Here is a 19,774-nt window from a genome sequence, read left to right on the forward strand (position 1 = left end):
CAGCGGGTGGTGGACGCGTTCGACGTGTTGCTCGACTCGGGCAACACCGTCGTCGTGGCCGAACATGACATCCCCGTCGCCGCGTCCGCGGACTGGGTGATCGACCTGGGGCCGGGAGCCGGTCCGGACGGGGGCGCGGTGGTCGCGGAGGGCACCCCGGACGCCGTCGCGACCGCGAACACCCCGACCGCCGGCTTCTTCCGGCGGTACGCGGCGGGCCTGCCGCTCCTGGAAGGGCCGCGGCTCGCCGGAACAGGTCGTTGAGGACGATGAGGCCCGGTTCCGGCCGGGGCGGCTGGGGGTGGGGCGCGAACGTGTCAGACGGCCGGGCGGCCGCAGGTGACGTCCTTACCGGGCAGGACACCGTCGACCAGGTAGCTGGTGACCTTGGTGTCGACGCAGGCGTTGCCCGCCGCGAGGTAGACGCCGTGGCGGAAGGCGTCGTTCAAGGTGATCATGCGGGAGCCGGTCAGCGCCCGGTGCATGGCCTGCTGGCCCGGATGGGGCGTCGCGGGGTCGCCGGCCGCGCCGACGATCAACGCCGGTGCGGAGTTGCCGACCCTCGTGGGCGCTTCGAGCGGCTTGACCGGCCAGAACGCGCACGGGGAGATGTTGCGGACGAGCGGCCCGAACAGTGGTTCGGCGGTGCGGTGCCGCTGGATGTCGCGGTAGTAGGTCGCCGGGTCGCGGGGTGCGGCCCGGTCACCGCACAGGATCGCCGTGCCCGCCCGGTCCGAGGCCGCTCCGGAACCGGTGAACAGGCCGTCGAGGAATTCCTTCAGCGAGGCGGGCGGCGGTGTCTCGCCGCCGCGGTTCAGCGCCCGCGCCTCCTCGGCGAGGACGGCATAGGACTGCGGGCCGTCGCTGTAGAGGCGTGCGAACAGCCAGTACGGCACGACATGGGCATCGACGCGGTATGCGCCGATCTTCACGGGATGCCGGTTGATCTTCTCCACGGTCGCCAGGACGGCGTCACGGGTCCCGCCCAGCCCGTACTCCTTGTCATGTGACGCGGCCCAGGACGCCCAGCGGCGCAGCGCGGCGTCCATCGCGGGGGCGGCGCGGGAGAACATGCGCGGGCCGTACACCCGCGGGTCGACGGCGCTGTCGAGCACCACCCGGTCGGCCCGCGAGCCGAACATCTGCAGGTAGGTCGCACCCAGGTAGGTGCCGTAGGAATAGCCGAGGTAGGACAGCTTCTGCTCGCCGAGCGCGGCCCGGATCACGTCCATGTCGCGTGCGGTGTTCCTGGTCGTGGCGTACGGCAGGGTCTGGAGATTGCCCTTGGCGCAGCCCGCCGCCAACTGTTCGGCCAGGCGCACCCCCTCGTCGAAGGCACGCCGGTCGGGTCCCGCGGAGCGGAGGAACGTGTCGGTCTGCCACCGGCAGCTGATCGGTGTGCTGCGGCCGACGAATCGGGGGTCCATGCCCACCAGGTCGTAACGGGCCGCGACCTCGGGCATCTCCTTGCCCAGCAGCGTCATCGGGAGGCCGGAGCCTCCCGGCCCGCCGGGGTTGAGCAGCAAGACGCCGCGGCGCCGGGAGGAATCGGTGGCCTTGGTCCGGGAGATCGCGATGGTAAGGGTCCGCCCCTGTGGGTTGCGGTAGTCCATCGGGACCAGAACGGTGGCGCATCGAGCACCGGCGGCGTCCATTTGTGCGCCCATCTGATCGCCGGGTCCGGTTGCGCAGGCGCGCCAGGTGATCGTCTGATGGTGGAAGCGGTCCAGGGGGGTGGCCGCCTGCGCCGGTCCGGCGGCGCCCAATCCGATTCCGGCCGTGAGTGCCACTGCGGCAGCCGTTCCACTCTTGCTGAGGAGCATGCGTCGTTCCTTGGTGAAGGGGGTTGTTTCCTGCGGATCCGGCGCGCGTCGGGTTTCGACGCTCCGGTAGTGAGGTGTCCGGTCTCAGGGGTGCCCCCTGTTGATCACTGATCACCGGCCGTATCCAAAACTAGGGGCCTGAGCAGCCCCTGGACATCGTGCGGAAGGTCGATCCGGGCCCTGCCACCGGCACACCAACCGCCCGCTTCTCTGCAACCGCTGCCCTAACGACGACTCCTCCCAAAGGAGGACAAAGCGGGTCATGCTGGCGGCTACCTTCGTCTCATGAACGTGGTGCGACGATGGGGCCGCTGGTGGCGCGGCTTGCCGGTGATGGTCGCCGACAGCCTGCTGGCCGGTGTGTCGACCGCGCTGGCGGTGACGCAGGCCGCCTTGTCCGCCCATGACCCGGTCGTGCTGGCGTACCTGCTGGCGGTGCTCACCAGCGCGCCGCTGGTGCTGCGCAGGCGCCACCCCATCGCCGTCCTCGCGGTGATCACGGCGGGCCTGATCGGCTGCGGCCTGGCCGGCTACCCCAACGGATTCCAGGCCCCGCCGGTGCTGGTCAGCCTCTACACCGTCGCGGCCTACCGCCGGGAGGGCCACCGCGACGGCGTCCTGGCCCTGGTGTTGATGGCGGGCATCCTCGTTCCCGACCTCATCAGGTCCGGGCTGACCTTCGCGATCGTCAAAAGCCTGGTCGAGAACGCCATTCAGCTCGGCGCGGCCTGGGCCATCGGGGAGGGGGTGCGCAGCCGCCGGCTGCGCCACCAGGACCTCATCGAGCACGCCCGCCACCTGGAGATCGAACGCGAGGAGAAAGCCCTGCGAGCGGTCGCCGAAGAACGCGTGCGCATCGCCAGGGAACTGCACGACGTGGTCGCCCACCACCTGTCGGTCGTCTCGATCCAGTCCGGCGCCGGCGGCCGCCTGATCGACGCCGAGCCCGACGCCGCACGCGAAGCATTCACCGCGATCGCCGCCACCACCCGCGAGGCGCTGGCCGAACTCCGGAACATGCTGTCGGTCCTGCGCCTCACGTCCGACACCGGCGAGGACTCCTACGCCCCGCAGCCGGGGCTGGCCCAGCTGGACACGCTGCTGGAACGCTCCCGCCTGTCCGGCCTGTCGATCCGGCGGGAAACCTCCGGTCAGGCACGCCCGCTGCCGCCCGGCGTGGACCGGTGCCTGTACCGCATCACCCAGGAATCATTGACCAACGTGCTCAAACACGCCCCACACGCCGACGTGACCCTCACCCTGACCTACCAGCCCGCCGCGGTCACGCTGCAGGTCGGCAACAGCGGCTCGGCCACCACCGGGCACAGCGCCGACGGGCACGGCCTGATCGGCATGCGCGAACGAGCCACCCTCTACGGCGGCACCCTCACCGCCGGCCCACGTACGGACGGCGGCTTCACCGTGACCGCGCACCTGCCCGCCTCCCCACTCACCGACCCCGCTCTCGCCACGGCCCACCCGCCCGCCTCCCCACTCACCGAGCCCGCTCTCGCCACGGCCCACCCGTGGCAGAGCGCACCACGACCCGGGGCACCCCGATGACCGGCCCCGACACCGGCCGCGGGACCATCCGCGTCCTGGTCGTCGACGACCAGGCCCTGGTCCGCGCGGGCCTGGTCGCCCTCCTGCGCACCGACGCCGCTCTCGCGGTCGTCGGCGAGGCCGCCGACGGCCACGAAGCCATCGCCCAGGCCGCGGCGACCGCCCCGGACGTCATCTTGATGGACATCCGCATGCCCGACCTGGACGGGGTCGCCGCCACGCGCCACATCCTCGCCCACGCCGCCGGCCCGGCACCGAAGATCCTCATCCTGACCACCTTCGACCTGGACGAACACGTCTTCGCCGCCCTGCGCGCCGGCGCCTCGGGATTTCTGCTCAAGGACACCCCCGCCGACCAGATGCTGGCCGCGATCGCCACGGTCGCCCGCGGCGAGGTGCTGCTGGCGCCCAGCGTCACCCGGCGCCTGGTCCACCATTTCGTCTCCGCGCCCGAACCCGACCGGCGCCGGCCCGAGGAACTCGCCCGGCTCACCAGCCAGGAAACCGCCGTGCTCCACCTGGTCGGCCAGGGCCTGACCAACCAGCAGATCGCCACCCGCCTGAACATCGCCGAGGCCACCGTCAAGTCCCACCTGGGCCGTCTCATGACCAAGCTCAAGCTGTCCAGCCGCGCCCAAGCCGTGGTCATCGCATACGAGACCGGCTTGATCGTCCCTGGAGCCGGAGACCGCACCTGATGCCCGGCACCACCGGTTCGGTCGCAGGTCGTCCCGTCCTCCGGTTCGGGTAGGTCCGGTCTTCCGGCCACCCGGACCGCCGGACTATCATGGACGCCGCGCGCGCGGATCCCCGCGATCTTTAAGATTTTCTGCAAGATCCGGTGCAGAACTCCTCGATGGACGCGTGCTCTCGCTCGCCAACAGACTCCCTTCCTGAGATCCAGCAGCGGACCCGACCGATCGGGGCCGCTTCACAGGAAGCGCGATCTATGGCGAATCGATCCCGGAGAGTGGTGCCCGCAGGGCTCGCGCTCGTCCTGGCCCTCGTGACGGCGGGCTGCAACGCGAACTCGCAGTCCACCTCGCAGTCCACCGAGCCGACGAAGGGCAAGAACGCGGCGCCGCTGGAGTCCGTGCCCAAGGGCGGGACCCTGCACTACCTCTCGCGGCGCGCGACCGAGTCCTTCGAGACCGCCAACGCGCAGATGGTGCCGACCAGCCGGCTGCGGTGGGTGCACCGCGGGCTGACGTCGTGGCGGACGCTCCCCGACAAGGACACGGTCCTCGTGCCGGACCTCGCCACCGACACCGGAAAGACGGACGACGGCGGCAAGACGTGGACCTTCACGTTGAAGGAGGGCTTGAAGTTCTCCGACGGCAGCCCGATCACCGCGCAGGACGTGAAGTACGGCATCGAGCGGTCGTTCGCGCCGATGTTCCAGGGTGGCCTTGGCTACCACAAGACGCTGCTGGTCGGCGGCACCGACTATGACGGCCCGTACGACGGCAAGGAGCTCGACTCCATCGAGGTCACCGGTGACCACAAGATCGTCTTCCGGCTGAAGCGTCCGTTCGGCAACTGGCCGTGGATCGTCAGCATGCCGGCCTTCGCGCCGGTGCCGGCCGCCGCCGACACCAAGCCGGAGACCTACGGCGAGCACCCGGTCGCCAGCGGCCCGTACCAGGTGACGAGCTTCCGCAAGGGGGCGCAGGCGGTGCTGGACCGCAACCCGAACTGGACGGCCGACAGCGACCAGGTGCGGTTCGCCGGCCCGGACAAGATCGTCCTGGACATGGGCCTGAACAACGACACGATCGTGCAGCGCCTCATCGACGACAAGGGCGAGGACCGGACCGCGATCAGCAACGCGCTCATCTCGCCGTCGCAGTTCCAGCGGATCGAGTCCGACCCGTCGATCTCCGGCCGCATGGCCAACAGCCCCTCGGGCTACTTCCGCTACCTCGCCATGAACGTCAAGCGCCCGGGCCTGTCCGACGTCCGCGTGCGGCAGGCGATCAACTACGCGATCAACAAGGCCGAGGTGCAGAGCGTGTACGGCGGCCCGAAGTTCGGCGGCCAGATCGCCTCGACCATCATGACGCCCGGCATCCCCGGCTACACCGAGTACAACCTGTACGACGGCGGTGACACCGGCGACGTCGACAAGGCGAAGGAACTGCTCGCCGCCGCCGGCGTCTCCGACCTGAAGCTCACGCTGACCTATCCGACCGACGTGAGCGCGATCGAGGAGAAGGAAGCCCAGAGCATCAAGAACTCGCTGGCGCGGGTCGGCGTCAAGGTCGAGCTCAAGGGCCTGGATGCCAACACCTGGTCCGAGCTCATCTCGTCCGCCGACGGCGACTACGACATGACGACGAACGGCTGGGGAGCGGACTTCCCGAGCGGCATGAGCACCATCCAGCCGCTGTTCGCGTCGAGCGAGATCGGCAACGGCGGCGGAAACGCCTCGAAGTTCTCCAACCCCAAGGTGGACTCCGCGATCGACGCCGCGATCGCGGAGCCGGACCTCGACAAGGCCGCCGAGATGTGGGCCGCGATCGACAAGCAGATCATGGAGGACGCCCCGGTCGTGCCGATCCTCGTGCAGCGCACGCAGGCCCTGGCCGGTTCGAAGATCATGAACTACTTCGTCCCCGCCTACCCGCCGTTCGCGAACGAGTTGGTCGTCGGTGTCGATCGCTGAGATCCAGCAGGCGGAGGGCCGGGGCACCTCGGTCCTCGGCCGCTTCCTCCGGAAGCGGTCCGGCGTCGCCGGCCTGGTCATGCTGGTGGTGCCGCTCGTCGCGGGGCTCTGCGCCCCGCTGCTCGTGTGGATGGAGGGACAGGATCCGAACACCTTGCACACCGACGTGCTCGACCCGGACGGCGGCCGTCCGCTGGGCGCCTTCGGTGGCGTCAGCGCCGACCACTGGCTCGGTGTCGTCCCGGTGACGGGTGTCGACCTGTTCGCCCAGATCGTCTACGGCATCCGCTCGTCGCTGTTCATCGCCTTCGGGGCGAGCATCCTGTCGATCGCCTTCGCCGCCGTCCTCGGTACGGCGATCGGGTACTTCGGCGGCTGGCTCGACGCCGTCGCGGGGCGGGTGATCGACTTCATGTTCGGCTTCCCGGGCCTGATGTTCGTCATCGCGATCATGGCGATCGTGCCGCCGGAGATGCCGCGGGGCCTGGTCCTCGTGCTCGTGCTGGCCTTCTTCGGCTGGACCGTCCCGGCCCGGATCATCGGCGCCCAGGCCGGCGCCGTCAACGCCCGCGCCTTCGTCGAGGCGGCGCGGGCGACCGGTGCCGCGCCCTGGCAGATCATCCGCCGGGAGATGCTGCCGCACCTCTTCGGCCTGGTCGTCGTCCTGTTCGCGATGTCACTGCCCGGCAACGTCAGCGTGGTCGCGGGACTGTCGTTCCTCGGGGTCGGCCTGCGTGGCGACGTTCCCGACCTCGGCAAACTGCTTTCGGACTCGCTGCCGTGGATCTACAGCGGCGCGGACGTCTGGTACATGCTCTTCCCGGGCGCCGTGGTGTTCCTGATCGTATTCGGCGCCACGCTCGCCGGTGACGCGCTCCGCGACGTCCTCGACGTGCGCATGGAGGATTCCGCATGATCGTCTACATTGCCCGCCGCATGGCCACCGCGGTGTTCATGCTCCTCGCGATCGCCTTCGTGACGATAGCCCTCTTCTTCGGGGCCTCGAAGGACCCGGCCCGCGCCATGTGCGGCAAGCCGTGTCCGCCCGAGACCCGGGCCAAGGTCGGCGCCTACATGCAGACCGACCAGAGCCCGGTGTGGCAGTACGCCCAGTTCGTGAAGGGCCTGTTCACCGGCCGCACGTACGGCGAGGGCGCCCAGCAGGTGCACTGCCAGGCGCCCTGCTTCGGCTACTCGTTCCCGAACCGCAGCGACGTCACGACGCTCATCGCCGAGCGGCTGCCCGTCACGTTGTCGCTCGCGTTGGGCGCGGCCGTCCTGTGCCTCGTCGTGGGCATCGGCCTCGGCGCGTTGTCGGCGATACGCAAGGGCGGGATCGTCGACCGGTTCTCGATCGGCTTCGCGATGTTCGGGCTGTCGGTCCCGACCTTCCTCGTCGGCCTGCTCGTCGTCCAGGTCTTCGGCTTCATGCTCAACGCGCTGCCGTACTCCGGCTTCGTGCCGTTCTCGGAGTCACCGGCGGATTGGGCCTGGCACCTGATCGGCCCGTGGATGGTGCTGTCGTTCATCCTCGCCGCCGGCTACATCCGGGTCACCCGCACGCAGCTGCTCAACGAACTCTCGGCCGACCACCTCGTCGCGATGACCGCGCGCGGCGCGTCGACCCGGCGGGTGAACCGGCACGCCGTCCGCGGCGTGATGGTGCCGGTCGTGGCGATGTTCGCGCTCGACGTCACCGCGCTCCTGGGCGGCTCGGTGATCGCGGAGAAGGTGTTCAGCCTGCACGGGCTCGGCGACCTGCTGCTGTCCGGCGTGAACGAGTCCGACCTGAGCATCGTCGTCGGGGTGACGCTCTTCTCCGCCTTCCTCATCATCGTCGGCAATCTGATCGCCGACCTGCTGATGCCGCTTCTCGACCCGAGGATCCGCCGTGCCTGACCCCGTACTCCAGGTCGAGGACCTGTGCGTCTCGTTCACCGGCGGCGGCGTCACCGCCGATGTCGTGCGGGACCTCTCCGTGAGGCTGGACGGCGGCCGCACACTCGCCGTGGTCGGCGAGTCGGGGTCGGGCAAGACGATCACCGGCCGGGCGATCATGCGGCTCCTGCCGCGCGGGGCGAGCGCCCGGGGCCGGATCGTCGTCGCCGGGCGGGAGATGCTCTCCGCCGACGAGCGCGAGCTGCGCCGGGCCCGCGGCTCCGACGTGGCCATGGTGTTCCAGGACTCGATGTCCGCGCTCAGCCCGTACCTCGACATCGGCGCGCACATCGCCCAGGCGGTCCGCCTGCACGACCCGTCGGTCACCCGTCGCGCTGCGCGGGCCCGTGCGGTCGAGATGCTCGACCGGGTGGGCATCCCCGAGCCCGCGGACGCCGTACGCCGCTTCCCGCACGAGTTCTCGGGCGGCATGCGGCAACGCGCGGTGATCGCGATGGCCCTGGTGAACCGGCCGGCGCTGCTCATCGCCGACGAGCCGACCACCGCGCTCGACGTGACGGTGCAGGCGCAGATCCTGGCCCTGCTCCGCGGGCTCCAGCAGGAGTACGGCATGGCGATGCTCCTGATCAGCCACGACTTCGGGGTGGTGGCGAGCGCGGCGGACGACGTCCTCGTGCTGTACGCCGGCCGCCAGGCGGAGTACGGCAGCCTCCGCGACATCTTCGATCAGCCCGCCCACCCGTACACCGCCGGACTCCGCGCGGCCACGCCGCGGCTGGACGCCCGGCTCGACATCGGTGGGGAGCGGACGCGGCTGCGCGCCATCCCCGGCACGCCCACGTCGCTGCGCGACGCAGGACCGGGTTGCGCCTTCGCGCCGCGCTGCGGCTTCGCCGACCAGGTCGGCGAACGCTGTGTCGTGGACGTGCCGCTGCCCACCGTCCGCCCGGCCGGCGAGGGCGGCGGCGTGCACCTTGCGGCCTGCCACCTCGATCGTCTCCCCGAACCGCAGGAGGTCACCCGGTGAGCCAGCCGATCCTGGAGATGACCGACGTCAGCAAGCGCTACCGCATCGCCGGTGGCTTCGGCCGCAGCCGCAAGGGCCTCCTCGCCGTGGACGGCGTCTCGCTCCATGTCGAGCGGGGCGAGGCGCTCGGCCTGGTCGGCGAGTCCGGCTCGGGCAAGTCCACGCTGGCGCGGATGGCCAACGGCCTGGTGGTGCCGACGTCCGGCACCGTCCGTACGGACGGGCAGGACGTCGCCCGCCTCGGCCGGCGAGGACTGCGGCGGCTGCGGCGCAACGTCGCCATGGTCTTCCAGGACCCGCTGGCGTCGCTGAACCCGCTGCAGACCGTGCGGCAGACGCTGGAGAACGTCTTCCGCGCGCACGGCGAGACGACGTCGACCGCCGAACTGGTCGCCCTGCTGGAGTCGGTCGGCCTCGGCGCCGACTACCTGGGGCGCTACCCGCACGAGGCGTCCGGCGGGCAGCTCCAGCGCGTCGCCGTGGCACGAGCGCTCGCCCTCAAGCCGGATCTGATCATCGCGGACGAGCCGACCTCGGCGCTCGACGTGTCAGTGCGTGCCCAGATCCTCAACCTGCTGGCCGACCTGCAGCGCGACCAGGGGATCTCGTTCCTCCACGTCAGCCACGACCTGGCGGTGATCCGGCTCTACAGCGACCGTGTCGCCGTCATGCAGCGCGGCCGTATCGTCGAGACCGGCTCGTCCGACGAGATCTTCCGCTCCCCGCAGCACCCCTGCACGCGCGCGCTGGTCGAGGCGACACCGGAGGCGGAGCTGCGGACCTGACCTGCGGGAGCGTTGCGCGACGCCGAAGAGGCGTGCCACGATCATGACCATGATCCACCGAACGACAACCCCGTCGTGAGCCGGCCGGGGGCCGGCGCGACAGAGCAGTGAATGAGGACACGTGGGAACAGACCTGTTCGTCCGAGAGTATGGGCGGGACGCAGCAGATGCGCCTGCCATCCTCATCCTCCACGGCGCCGTGGAGTCCGGCGCATGCTACGGTGACGCCGTCGACCGCTGGGGCGGCGACTACCACATCGTGGCGCCGGACGCACGGGGCCACGGGGAGTCGCCCGGCCGTCTGCCCGAGCACGAGGGCGTTCCGTCCACCGACGTGATGGTGCAGGACGCGATCGACATCCTCAAGGACATGCTCGACGGGACCGGGCGCAAGACGCTCGTCGTCGGGCACTCCATGGGCGCGCGGATCGCCGCCTTCGTCGCCGCCGACGCCCCGCACCTCGTGGCCGGCGTCGTGCTGGAGGACCCGCCGTGGTGGGTGCCGGAGGCCGGTCCCAACCCGTGGCTCAGCGTCGAGCAAACCACCAAGGACCCCTTCGACTACGCCGACACGGCGTCGGTCGAGGAACTCGTGGACATGCAGCGCGAGCTCAACCCCCACTGGGCGGAGCAGGAGCTGCGCCCGCTCGCCGAGGCGATGAAGGCCGTCGACATCGACTACATGCAGCAGCGGGTCCACGAGAAGCGCCGGATCTGGACGCCGACCGCGCGGCAGATCACGGTCGGCCCGGCCGGCGTGCCGGCGCTGCTCGTCACCGGCACCGGCGACGTCATCGTCGACAAGCACTCCCGCGAGCGGCTCACGGCCGTCGCGCCCGGCTTCGACGTCGTCGTGATCGAGGGCGCACACCACTGCGTGCGCCGCGACAAGCCGGAGGAGTACCACCGGCACGTCGACGCCTTCCTCCGCGAGAACGCGCCGCCGGCCGGAGCCATCACTCGACGCTGAAGGTGTCGGACCGCGCGAGCGGGCCGTAGACCTCCGAGTCCGGCTCGGACACAGCGGCCCGCATCGCCTCCAGCCCCGCGCGTACGACGGGGTGGCCCTGGTTGTCGCGCCGCGTCGTCATGATCACCTTGCGCAGCGGCGCGATGCCGCGCGTCGGCAGGATCGTCACCCACTCGGCGTCGCGGGCGGAGAGCGCGGACTCCGGCACCAGGCAGATCCCCGCCTCGGCGGCGACCAGCGCCAGCGCGGCGCGGTAGTCGTCCGAGACGTGGCTGATCGGCGGGTGGAAGCCGAGCTCCGCGCACGCCTGCAGCACCATCGTGCGGCACGGATTACCGGGGGAGGGCATGATCCAGCCCTCCTCGGTGAGCTGGGTGAGCCCGATGCCCTCCTCGCCGGCCAGCGGGTGCGCCTGGGGGAGGACGACCCTGAACCGCTCGATGTAGAGCGGGAACTTCACGATGTCGGGGGAGTCGCGCTCGGGGTCGGACTCGTACTCCATGCTGACGGTCACGTCGATGTCGCCGCGCATCAGCATGCGGTGGCTCATGTGCGCCTCCGCGTCGACGACGGTGACGTCGACGCCCGGGGCCTGGCGGCGCAGCTCGACGATGGCGGGTGCCACCAGCCAGCTGATCGCCGTGGGGAAGGCGCCGATCCGGAGCTGCCCGAGGACACCGCCGGCGTGCGCGGCCAGGTCGGCCTCGGCGATCTTCAGCCGGGAGCTGATCTCCTCGGCGTGGCCGGCGAGGATGCGCCCGGCCGGCGTGAGCACCAGCTTGCGCCCCGAGCGTATGACGAGTGCGTGACCGACCTCGCGCTCGAGCGCCGCGAGCTGCTGCGACACCGCGGACGGCGTCAGGTGCAGCGCCGCCGCGGTCGCGGTGACAGAGTCGGACAGCACGAAGGCACGGAGGATGAGGAGGCGTCGGGGGTCGATCGTGGGCACGCGGGCTCCGTGGCGGGTCGGCCGGGCGTCCGTCGCAGTGGGGCATCCGCGAGGCGGGACCGGGAGACCCCGATGTTAGCGGGCCCTTCCGGACGCGGGCGCTCCGGCATGGGTACGCCGCCCGTGGGCGCCGAGATGAGCACCGTCCTATCTCAGTTCTACGAAGGTGGGATTGGTGTAGCACCAGAGGTCGTGCCAGGGGTTCTCGTTGCGGCCCGTGTCCGCCGCCGGCTCCATCCCGCCGGGAGCGCTGCGCCTGCCGTCGGTGCCACGCAGCCGGAAGTAGAACGGCTCGCGCACGTCGCGGAACTTGTAGTGGAACTGGGCGACCCGGCCCTTGCCCTTCGGCATGAACGACTCGACCACGCTCACGTCCGGTGCGGTGAAGACGTCGGGGTCGGCGGCCGGCCCGGTGATCGCACCGCGGATCAGATCCAGGCGGGCGAGCCGGGGGATCTCTTCATTGGCGTTGGGACGGCCGGCGAGATCGACGGAAATGGTGATGGTGACGTCGTCGCCGCGCCGCACCGACAGCCGTCCGCCGAATGTGGCCGGGGCGTTGCCGGGGGCGTGCGCGTCGACGTGCAGCCCGTCGATGAGGCCGCCCATCGACACCCAGGATCGCCCGGCCTTGATCGCCTCCATGACCGCGCCGTAGCTGCGTGAGGTCGCCCCCACGACCGTGCGGCTGAACTGACCGGGCCAGAAGTCGGCGTGCCGCAGCGGGACGCCGCCGTCGACGGGATCGGGGTATCTACCGTGCTGGTCGTACCAGTCAGCAGGTCGGGAGGGCTCGACGGTCGTGTCACCGTTGTAGAAGTGGCCGTCGGAGTTGGCAGTGATCCACCAGCCCTTGCCCTCGGCGAGCATCGAGTCCCACATGCCGCCCAGGATGCCGGTCATGGAGTCGAAGCCGCCGTACGTCGGGTAGTGTTCCGGCCGCCAGCCGGCCCAGGAGTCGGCGTCGGCGGTGTTGTTGAAGTCGCCGCGGGCCCTGGGCTCGTTCTGGGCGCCAGGCGCGCCCTCCATGCCGACTGCGATGTTCGGCGCCTTGTCGCGATAGGTGCGCAGGTCACGCGGGGAGTACCTGCCGCGCCGCATCACGTGATTGATCAGGAACAGCGCGGAACTCGCCGAACCCGTGCGCAGCGCGGTCTCCAGCCAGGCGAGCGCCTCCAGCGCCTTGGCCTCGTTCGCCGGGCTGCCGGCGCCGGTGCCGTTGATCCTGGAGTCGAAGAGCCGCTCGAACGCGCGCAGCAGTTGGATCTCATCGCGAGCACCGTCGAAGAACACCGTGGCGTGCTCGCCCCCGGGAACGTTCCATTCCAGCCCCTGCCACAACAGCAGCTCAGGGTGCTTGGCCCGGGAGGTGACGATGTCGGCATAGGTGGACTCGACCGCGAACTTCTCGTGCGCGGCGTGCCCGTGGTCGGTGATGACCAGCCAGTCCAGGCCGTGCTTGAGAGCGCCCGCAGCCTGCTGCTCAATGGTGTACATGCCGTCGTAGCTGTACTGCGTATGAACGTGATGGTCGCCGGCCAGCCAGTGGAGCGCGCGGGAGCCTCCGCTGGTTGCGGCGGCGGGACGCGTGGTCAGCCCTCCCAGAGCGGTGACGCCGAGACTGCTGATGCCGAGCAGCCCGCTGTTCAGCAGAAAGCGGCGCCTGCCGAGGTCGGCGGGCGACAGTTCGGTCTCTGAGACGGACAGGTCGGCGAACGCGGCCGTTCCTTCCGGTGCGCTGTGGGAGTGTGCATGGGTGCGGCACATGGGACATACCTTTCATCTGGAATACCTGGTGCGTCGTTCTCGGGTGGCCCATGAGCTTGCGCACGAAGTGGGGCGGAGCAGGTGAACCTGCGGCCCTTGGTCACGCTCGCAGAGGAGCATGACGGCTTGCGTGGGGAGAAAGCGAATGCTGGGCGACTTCTTGCCGAACGGCGGAAGGCTCCGGCGAGCCATCTGCGGCGCTGTCCGGGGCGCCTCCGCGCTGCCAGGGCTCCCCGGCGTCTCCAAGGTCGGTCTGTCCGGCATCCGTGCGTGACGTGCGGCGATTCGCGCAATGGTCACCCGCGCTTGATCGCGGTGATATTCGCAGGACGGTCTGCGCAATGATCCGATAGAGAGGATCCATGTCGATTCGTGTGCACCTTGACGACCTGTGCCAGGAGACCTGGGAAGCGGTGGCCGAGCTGAGGGTGGCTGACGACCAGGCTGATCTCATCGCGTCGAACCTGTACTCGATTGCGGAGAGCCGGTTCTTGCCGGGCTTCGTGACCCGTGCGGTGATGCACGATGAGCGCGCCGTGGGCTTCGCGATGTACGGCCCCGATCCCGATGACGGCCAGATCTGGCTCTATCGCTTGATGATCGACAAGGATCACCAGGGGAAGGGGCTGGGCCGAGCGGCCCTCCAACAGGTCATCGCCCATGTGCGGGACGCGTTCGACGCACCGGTGCTGCGGTTGGGAGTGCGTGGCGACAACATCGCGGCCAGGGCGCTCTACACCTCTGCCGGGTTCGTTCCCACCGGGCAGGTCTTCGGCCGGGAGGACGTCCTGGAGCTCCGTCTGCGAACGGGGCACGAGACGGGGCCGGTCCAGTCGCCGTAGGGCGACATCTGTCACGCGGGTGTGGTGCGGCCCCGCCGCCGTGGTGGGCGGAGGGGCCATCAGCCGCTGGGAACCGATCTATCCGAGCACCGGGTAGTTCGCGCGGAACACGTTGTGCGGGTCACGGGCCCGCTTGATCTTTCGCAGCCGCGTGAGCGCGCTGCCGGAGAAGGACTGCGCCGCCGTGTCACCGGGGGACAGCAGGGTGTACGGCTTGCGGCCGCTGATGTACGCCTCCAGGTCGGCCACGACCTCGGCCTGCTTGGCGCGCGTCGCGTCGGCCGCGTGCGGCAGGCCGAGACCCACCAGTCCGAGCAGGTACGGCTCAGCCACCGCGCCGCTCGCACCGGCCCCGCCGCCCGGCTCGGCGAGCGCCCCGCCCAGGTGCCTGATCTGCACGTTGATGAGCGGTTCGATCGGCTTGGCCAGCAGGAGCTCCACCGTGTCCGCGTTCAGGCCGGTGAGCAGCTCCGCACGAGCGATGGACGGGACCGGATCGGTGGGCTCGGCGGCGATCCTGCCCAGTTCAGCGATCGGGACGACGCCGCGGCTGTCGGAGATCGCGCCCTCGATCTTGTCGATTCGTGCCAGCAGGTCCGCCCCCTGCGCCGCCTCACCCAGGTAGGCCAGGTCCAGCGTCACCATCGGCGGCGCGCCGGGGGGCTGGAGCCGGTTGATCCAGACACTGAGCTCACGCGGCGCCTCGGCGGTGATCTCCAGGAACGCGTCGTACACCTCCCGGGTCCGGTGCTCCGGCCAGATCACGCGCCCGCCGTACAGGACCGGAGCGGGATACAGGTCGAGTTCGAGTGCGGTCACCACCGCGAAGTCCCCGCCACCGCCGCGCAGCGCCCAGAACAGGTCGGGGTCGGACTCGGCGGTCACCCGGCCCGGCTCGCCGTCGGCGTCCACGATGTCGATGGCCCGCACGCTGTCGGAGGCCAAGCCGTGCTTGCGGCTGAACCAGCCGACGCCGCCGCCCAGGGTGTAACCGGTCACGCTGACCCCCGGCGCGCTGCCGGACAGGCCGGTCAGCCCCAGTGGACCGGCCGCCGCCAGCACCTGCCCCCACTTCGCGCCCGCGCCCACCCGGACCACGCGCTCCCGCGGGCGTACCTCCACGTCGTTCAGCAGGCCGGTACGCAACAGGATCAGGCCGTCCACATCACCCGAGGCGCCATGCCCGCTCGGCTGCGCGGTCACCGTCATGCCCGCCCGCCGCGCGTAACGCACGAGCGCCGCCACGTCATCGGCGTCCGCGGCCTCCGCCACGGCCGCCACCGGCTGCCTGACGGTCAGATTCCACGCGGTGGCCGCCTGTTCGAAGCCGTCGTCACCGGGCAGGAGCACGCGCCCCTTCAGGACACCGCGCAAATCGTTGGTCGTCATTGTCGTCTCCCTTGTCGAGTTGTCAGAAAATGCGGACGTCAGGCGGACTGCGCGGCGGTCGCCGGGGTGGTCGCCGGGGTGGCGCCGGCCTCGCGGAGGATCAGCAACCCCGTGATCGCGATCAGCGCCGCGGTCAGGCCGTGGACGCCGAGCGCGGCGGCCGTGGATCCGTGGTGGGCCAGGACGTTGACCATGTCGCCGAACGGGGCGATGGCCACCATCAGCAGGACCCAGCCCAACGGGCGGCGGTGGCCCGTCACCAGCAGGACGCCCATGGCCAGGCCCATCGCGATCTCGCGGCTGCTCTTCACGATGGGGAAGCCGCTGTCGCCAGAAGGCCAGTTCGGCAGGCCCGGGAAGGACGGCTCGAGGGGCAGGACGAAGGACAACCCGAGGTAGAGGGTGAACAGGACGACAGCGGTGGCCAGGACGGTGTTGAGCTTCTTCAGCGACATGGTCGTTCTCCTTGTATGTACGGACGGGCAGGGTTCAGCCGCGGACACGGCGGATGTGGCGGGCGTAGCGGGGGCGGCCGATGACGTGCCAGATGACGCGGACCGGGGCGGGCAGCCCGCTGAGGACGAGGGCGCGCTCGGCCGGGTTCGCGTCCTCCAGGACGGCGCCGAAGAGCGTGAACAGGGTGAGCTTGGGCGTGTTGTGCACCAGGTGGTCGCCCAGGGAGGCCCACTCCTGTCGGGTGATGTGCTTGGCGGCGAGCGGGAGGAGGGTGGCCTCCTCGTCATGAAGGTGTTCCAGCAGGACCGCGCGGTGCTCGCAGAGGGCGGCCGCCAGGGTGTCGCGTTCGTCGGCGCCCGCGGTCGCCTCCCAGGCGGGGAACGCGGCGTCCAGCCTGGTCAGGGTGGCCGCGACGCGTTCGTGCTGGGCCTGCATGCGCAGGACGACGTCGGCCTCCAGATCCACCCGGGACAGCAAGGGCGGCCACAGCAGCTCGTCCTCGCCCTCGTGATGGTTGTGCAGGCCCAGCCGGTAGACGCGGAAGTGGCCGGCGATCACCCTGGCGCGAGCGGTGTCACCGGGGGCGACGGCCGCGACGAGCTCCACCAGCAGCCGCGACTCACGGCGGAGCACGCGGTGGACGATCTCCATGTCCTGGGTGTCGACGCTCATCTGTTCCGCTCCTTCATCGGTTGCGATGTGTTCAGGCTGCTCCTGGGTGTTTGGAAGGCATTTGGAAGCGATTTGGAACGTCCACGAAAGATGTGCGGATCATGGTCTTCATCCGGGTGCTGGGCTCGTTCGGGGCCCAGGTTTGCGGCGGGCCCCCGGCCCCGGACACTGATCACCGCTAGAGTGGGTGATCATGACGACTGGACGATGGGCGTTGGGCGGCGACCTGAGCGTCGCCAGGGTCGGGTACGGCGCGATGAAGCTGACCGGCTGGCCGAAAGGCGACCGTCCCAGCAGGGACACCGCGCTCGCCGTCCTGCGCCGGGCCGTCGACCTGGGCGTGAACCACATCGACACCTCGCACTACTACGCTCGCGACGGCGTGGCGGCCAACGAGCTGATCCGGGAGGCGCTGCATCCCTACCCGGACGACCTGGTGATCGTGACGAAGGTGGGCGCGCTGGTCGAGGGCTCTGACCTCGCCTTGCCCGCCGAGGGCAAGACCGGCCTCACCCCCGACGGCCTGCGCCGCGGCGTCGAGGCGAACCTGCGCTCGCTCGGCGTGGACCGCCTCGATGTCGTCAATCTGCGCATGGGCGACCTCGACCGCGCCGGGACGCCGCTCGCCGGTCCGCTGGAGACGTTGCTCGCGCTGCGCGAGGAGGGGCTGATCCGCCACCTCGGCGTCTCGAACGTGACACCCGCCGAGTTCGCCGAGGCCCAGAAGATCGCGCCGATCGTCTGCGTCCAGAACCTCTACAATCTGGCCAGGCGCGAGGACGACCCGCTGGTGGACGCCTGCGCCGAGGCGGGCATCGCGTACGTGCCGTTCTTCCCGGTCGGTGGGTTCCGGCCGCTCACGGCCGAGCGCCTGGACGCCGTCGCCGCCCGCCACGGCGCGACCGTGCCGCAGGTGGCGTTGGCCTGGCTGCTGGCCCGGTCGCCGAACATCCTGCTCATCCCCGGCACCGGCTCGCTCGCCCACCTGGAGGAGAACGTCGCCGCCACGTCCCTGCAGCTGACCGACGCGGACCTGGCCGACCTCGCCGACCAGGCGCACTGACCACGGAGTCCGAAGGACCACGACAGGTGTCGGCCGATGACTCCTGGCTGACTCGGCAGCGTCTCGTCGTGCCGACCTGGTCGATCGGATGACCAAGGAGATCGACCGGGGCCGGGCACGCGCCGCCGGCGAGCGCATGGGCTGGGACGAAGCCGGCTCGATTGATGGCGGGAGCGTGCCACTCGGGCCCGGGTCCGGTCCGCACGGGGAACTGGTCGCCGTGGCACCGGCGGGTGAGGCGGCCGTGAGGAGCGTGCCCGCGAGAACCGTCGCCATGGAAAGGCTGTGGGTTCGGCGGAATGCCTGCATGTGAGCCGGGGCGGCCGCGTGCGGGGCGGGGCGGGTGCCGGTCAGCGCGGGATGGTGTCCCGGTGGGTGGCCAGCCACGCGTCGAACGTCTGCAGCCGCGGATTGAGTGCACGCAGCAGCTCGAAGTCGATGAGCTCGGCGATGTCGGGGGCGGCCGCGACCAGGTACTGGAGCATGTTGCCGACCTCGCCCGCGCCCGGGAAGCCCGCGGCCCGGATCATGTCGGGGCTGACCGCCTGGTACGTGACGGGCTCGCCGAGCGCGTGGCTCAGCGCGGCGGCGTACTGCGCGCCGGTGAGCACGGCCCCGGCGACGCTCACCCGCCTGCCGGCCATCCCGTTCCCCTGGCGGAAGATCCCCAGCGCGGTCCTGCCGACATCCTCCGCGGCCTGCGCGGCCACCCCCGCTTCGCCGAACCCGAGCGGCAGCACCAGTGCGCCCGTCTCGTCACGCCGGGGCGCGAACATGTCCCGGAAAGCCTCGTAGTAGACGTTCGCCTGCAGGAAGGTGGTGGGCACGCCCGACTCCACGAAGAACCGGTCGGCCTCGGCCTTGCCGTCGGCGTGCGGCACCTTGTACGTGCCCCCGAAGCTCGGCGTCCCGTCGTCCGGACGGAAGTAGCCGCGGGTGTCGGACAGCGTGGACCAGACGAAATGCCGGACGCCGGCCTCCCGGCCCGCCCGCGCGGCGTTGCCGGCCTGCTCCCGCTCCTTGGTGGTCGCGGGCCGTGCCCGCTCCTCCTCGGGCGTGCGCGGCTCCCAGAAGTTCGTCACCACGAAGGCGCCGTGCGCGCCGTCGAAGGCCCTGCGCAGGCTGCCCGCGTCGTCGAGATCGGCCTCCACGACCTCGGCCCCCAGGGCGGCCAGCTCCCTGGCCCGCGCCGAACCCGGGTCCCGGGTCAGGGCTCGCGCGGCGAACCGCCCGCCGCGATCGTCGAGGATCGCGCGGACCAGCCCGCCTCCTTGCGCCCCGGTCGCGCCCACCACGGCGATGATCTGCTGCTCGCTCACGGAAACGGTCCCCTCATGTGTTCAGGTTGATGTATCAACCCGGTCCACCATACAGTGCCAGGTTGATACGTCAAGCAACCGGTAGAGTGGGCGTCATGGGATGGGAGCAGGACATCGGCGAGGCCGACCGGATGTGGCGCACGTACATCGAAATGGCCAAGCACCTCGGCTCACACCTGCAGCAGCACCTGCAGCGCGAGTGCGACCTGTCCGCGGCCGACTTCGAGGTCCTGGTCCGGCTCGCGGAGTCGGAGCGGCGGGTGATGCCCGTCGCGGAGGTGGCCGCCGCGACCCAGTGGGAGAAGAGCCGCCTGTCCCACCAGCTCACCCGGATGGCGCAGCGCGGGCTGGTCGAGCGGGTGGACGCCGACGACCGCCGCTATCCCGACGTGCGGCTCACCGACAAGGGCTCCGCGGCGATCGACAAGGCCGTCCCCGAGCACACCGAGCTGGTGCACGCCCTGTTCATCGACGTGCTCGGCCCCGAGCGGCTGGCCGGTTTCGCGCAGGCGTGCGCCGACGTGCTCCGCGCGCTCGACGAGCACCGGGAGCGGGACTGCTCGTTGTGATCACGCTCCCGCCGGC

General features: G+C 70.7%; 19 protein-coding genes. 12 read left to right on the forward strand and 7 right to left on the reverse strand.

Annotation, left to right across the window (positions count from 1 at the left end):
- Positions 1-6: 6 nt before the first annotated feature.
- On the forward strand, positions 7-264 hold the full coding sequence (locus ACIBQ6_RS00495) for a hypothetical protein (protein ID WP_397209489.1): 258 nt from the start codon (positions 7-9) through the stop codon (positions 262-264).
- 53 nt (positions 265-317) lie between these two features.
- On the opposite strand, the gene ACIBQ6_RS00500 is transcribed toward ACIBQ6_RS00495, so the two are convergent.
- The gene (locus ACIBQ6_RS00500; protein ID WP_397209490.1) at positions 318-1,613 is read right to left on the reverse strand and encodes an alpha/beta hydrolase; all 1,296 of its coding nucleotides are present in this window, start codon (positions 1,611-1,613) and stop codon (positions 318-320) included.
- A 495-nt stretch (positions 1,614-2,108) separates the two neighbouring features.
- On the opposite strand from ACIBQ6_RS00500, the gene ACIBQ6_RS00505 reads away from it, so the two are divergent.
- The 8 genes from ACIBQ6_RS00505 to ACIBQ6_RS00540 all read left to right on the forward strand — a co-directional run bounded on the left by ACIBQ6_RS00505 (position 2,109) and on the right by ACIBQ6_RS00540 (position 10,732).
- Positions 2,109-3,386, forward strand: coding sequence for a sensor histidine kinase (locus tag ACIBQ6_RS00505; RefSeq protein ID WP_397209491.1), 1,278 nt, complete (start codon positions 2,109-2,111; stop codon positions 3,384-3,386).
- Positions 3,350-4,084, forward strand: a complete 735-nt coding sequence (locus tag ACIBQ6_RS00510; protein WP_397209492.1) for a response regulator — start codon at positions 3,350-3,352, stop codon at positions 4,082-4,084. The genes ACIBQ6_RS00505 and ACIBQ6_RS00510 overlap by 37 nt, the downstream gene beginning before the upstream one ends.
- Before the next feature lie 275 nt (positions 4,085-4,359).
- Entirely contained in the window at positions 4,360-6,051 is a 1,692-nt protein-coding gene (locus ACIBQ6_RS00515) for an ABC transporter substrate-binding protein (protein WP_397209493.1), read from the forward strand.
- On the forward strand, positions 6,038-6,967 hold the full coding sequence (locus ACIBQ6_RS00520; protein ID WP_397209494.1) for an ABC transporter permease: 930 nt from the start codon (positions 6,038-6,040) through the stop codon (positions 6,965-6,967). Before ACIBQ6_RS00515 ends, ACIBQ6_RS00520 begins: the two co-directional genes overlap by 14 nt.
- Positions 6,964-7,950: an ABC transporter permease gene (locus ACIBQ6_RS00525; RefSeq protein WP_397209495.1), complete on the forward strand. Its 987-nt coding sequence runs from the start codon at positions 6,964-6,966 to the stop codon at positions 7,948-7,950. The genes ACIBQ6_RS00520 and ACIBQ6_RS00525 overlap by 4 nt, the downstream gene beginning before the upstream one ends.
- Positions 7,943-8,977, forward strand: a complete 1,035-nt coding sequence (locus ACIBQ6_RS00530; RefSeq protein WP_358295975.1) for an ABC transporter ATP-binding protein — start codon at positions 7,943-7,945, stop codon at positions 8,975-8,977. Before ACIBQ6_RS00525 ends, ACIBQ6_RS00530 begins: the two co-directional genes overlap by 8 nt.
- The gene (locus tag ACIBQ6_RS00535; protein ID WP_358295979.1) at positions 8,974-9,762 is read left to right on the forward strand and encodes an ATP-binding cassette domain-containing protein; all 789 of its coding nucleotides are present in this window, start codon (positions 8,974-8,976) and stop codon (positions 9,760-9,762) included. Before ACIBQ6_RS00530 ends, ACIBQ6_RS00535 begins: the two co-directional genes overlap by 4 nt.
- 121 nt (positions 9,763-9,883) lie before the next feature.
- Positions 9,884-10,732: an alpha/beta fold hydrolase gene (locus ACIBQ6_RS00540; RefSeq protein WP_358295981.1), complete on the forward strand. Its 849-nt coding sequence runs from the start codon at positions 9,884-9,886 to the stop codon at positions 10,730-10,732.
- On the opposite strand, the gene ACIBQ6_RS00545 is transcribed toward ACIBQ6_RS00540, so the two are convergent.
- Both ACIBQ6_RS00545 and ACIBQ6_RS00550 read right to left on the reverse strand, forming a co-directional pair.
- Entirely contained in the window at positions 10,719-11,681 is a 963-nt protein-coding gene (locus ACIBQ6_RS00545; protein ID WP_397209496.1) for a LysR family transcriptional regulator, read from the reverse strand. The two genes, ACIBQ6_RS00540 and ACIBQ6_RS00545, sit on opposite strands and share 14 nt — an antisense overlap.
- A gap of 147 nt (positions 11,682-11,828) precedes the next feature.
- The gene (locus tag ACIBQ6_RS00550; RefSeq protein ID WP_397209497.1) at positions 11,829-13,448 is read right to left on the reverse strand and encodes a PHP domain-containing protein; all 1,620 of its coding nucleotides are present in this window, start codon (positions 13,446-13,448) and stop codon (positions 11,829-11,831) included.
- A 362-nt stretch (positions 13,449-13,810) separates the two neighbouring features.
- Here ACIBQ6_RS00550 and ACIBQ6_RS00555 point away from each other — a divergent pair, with 362 nt between their 5' ends.
- On the forward strand, positions 13,811-14,290 hold the full coding sequence (locus ACIBQ6_RS00555; protein WP_397209498.1) for a GNAT family N-acetyltransferase: 480 nt from the start codon (positions 13,811-13,813) through the stop codon (positions 14,288-14,290).
- 78 nt (positions 14,291-14,368) lie between these two features.
- On the opposite strand, the gene ACIBQ6_RS00560 is transcribed toward ACIBQ6_RS00555, so the two are convergent.
- From ACIBQ6_RS00560 to ACIBQ6_RS00570, 3 genes are read right to left on the reverse strand one after another with little or no spacing between them, the layout of a single operon-like run.
- Positions 14,369-15,679, reverse strand: a complete 1,311-nt coding sequence (locus ACIBQ6_RS00560) for an FAD-binding oxidoreductase (protein ID WP_397209499.1) — start codon at positions 15,677-15,679, stop codon at positions 14,369-14,371.
- Between the two features lie 38 nt (positions 15,680-15,717).
- The gene (locus ACIBQ6_RS00565; protein WP_397209500.1) at positions 15,718-16,134 is read right to left on the reverse strand and encodes a DUF4267 domain-containing protein; all 417 of its coding nucleotides are present in this window, start codon (positions 16,132-16,134) and stop codon (positions 15,718-15,720) included.
- A gap of 34 nt (positions 16,135-16,168) precedes the next feature.
- Positions 16,169-16,807, reverse strand: a complete 639-nt coding sequence (locus ACIBQ6_RS00570) for a hemerythrin domain-containing protein (protein WP_397209501.1) — start codon at positions 16,805-16,807, stop codon at positions 16,169-16,171.
- 193 nt (positions 16,808-17,000) lie between these two features.
- Here ACIBQ6_RS00570 and ACIBQ6_RS00575 point away from each other — a divergent pair, with 193 nt between their 5' ends.
- On the forward strand, positions 17,001-17,870 hold the full coding sequence (locus ACIBQ6_RS00575; protein ID WP_397209502.1) for an oxidoreductase: 870 nt from the start codon (positions 17,001-17,003) through the stop codon (positions 17,868-17,870).
- A gap of 350 nt (positions 17,871-18,220) precedes the next feature.
- Here the strand turns inward: ACIBQ6_RS00575 and ACIBQ6_RS00580 are convergent, their stop codons facing one another.
- The gene (locus ACIBQ6_RS00580) at positions 18,221-19,189 is read right to left on the reverse strand and encodes an NmrA/HSCARG family protein (RefSeq protein ID WP_397209503.1); all 969 of its coding nucleotides are present in this window, start codon (positions 19,187-19,189) and stop codon (positions 18,221-18,223) included.
- A gap of 95 nt (positions 19,190-19,284) precedes the next feature.
- Between ACIBQ6_RS00580 and ACIBQ6_RS00585 the strand changes: the two genes are divergently transcribed.
- Entirely contained in the window at positions 19,285-19,758 is a 474-nt protein-coding gene (locus ACIBQ6_RS00585; protein WP_397209504.1) for a MarR family winged helix-turn-helix transcriptional regulator, read from the forward strand.
- The last annotated feature ends 16 nt before the right edge of the window (positions 19,759-19,774 follow it).

The sequence above is a fragment of the Nonomuraea sp. NPDC049655 genome (genome assembly GCF_044465465.1).
In the GTDB taxonomy this organism is placed as follows: Bacteria; Actinomycetota; Actinomycetes; order Streptosporangiales; family Streptosporangiaceae; genus Nonomuraea.

Coding starts and splice junctions, on each gene's coding strand:
- ACIBQ6_RS00585 (WP_397209504.1), top strand. CDS start 19,285: ATGGGATGGGAGCAGGACATCGGCGAGGCCGACCGGATGTGGCGCACG.
- ACIBQ6_RS00525 (WP_397209495.1), top strand. CDS start 6,964: ATGATCGTCTACATTGCCCGCCGCATGGCCACCGCGGTGTTCATGCTC.
- ACIBQ6_RS00565 (WP_397209500.1), bottom strand. CDS start 16,134: ATGTCGCTGAAGAAGCTCAACACCGTCCTGGCCACCGCTGTCGTCCTG.
- ACIBQ6_RS00560 (WP_397209499.1), bottom strand. CDS start 15,679: ATGACGACCAACGATTTGCGCGGTGTCCTGAAGGGGCGCGTGCTCCTG.
- ACIBQ6_RS00505 (WP_397209491.1), top strand. CDS start 2,109: ATGAACGTGGTGCGACGATGGGGCCGCTGGTGGCGCGGCTTGCCGGTG.
- ACIBQ6_RS00575 (WP_397209502.1), top strand. CDS start 17,001: ATGACGACTGGACGATGGGCGTTGGGCGGCGACCTGAGCGTCGCCAGG.
- ACIBQ6_RS00550 (WP_397209497.1), bottom strand. CDS start 13,448: ATGTGCCGCACCCATGCACACTCCCACAGCGCACCGGAAGGAACGGCC.
- ACIBQ6_RS00570 (WP_397209501.1), bottom strand. CDS start 16,807: ATGAGCGTCGACACCCAGGACATGGAGATCGTCCACCGCGTGCTCCGC.
- ACIBQ6_RS00500 (WP_397209490.1), bottom strand. CDS start 1,613: ATGGACTACCGCAACCCACAGGGGCGGACCCTTACCATCGCGATCTCC.
- ACIBQ6_RS00555 (WP_397209498.1), top strand. CDS start 13,811: ATGTCGATTCGTGTGCACCTTGACGACCTGTGCCAGGAGACCTGGGAA.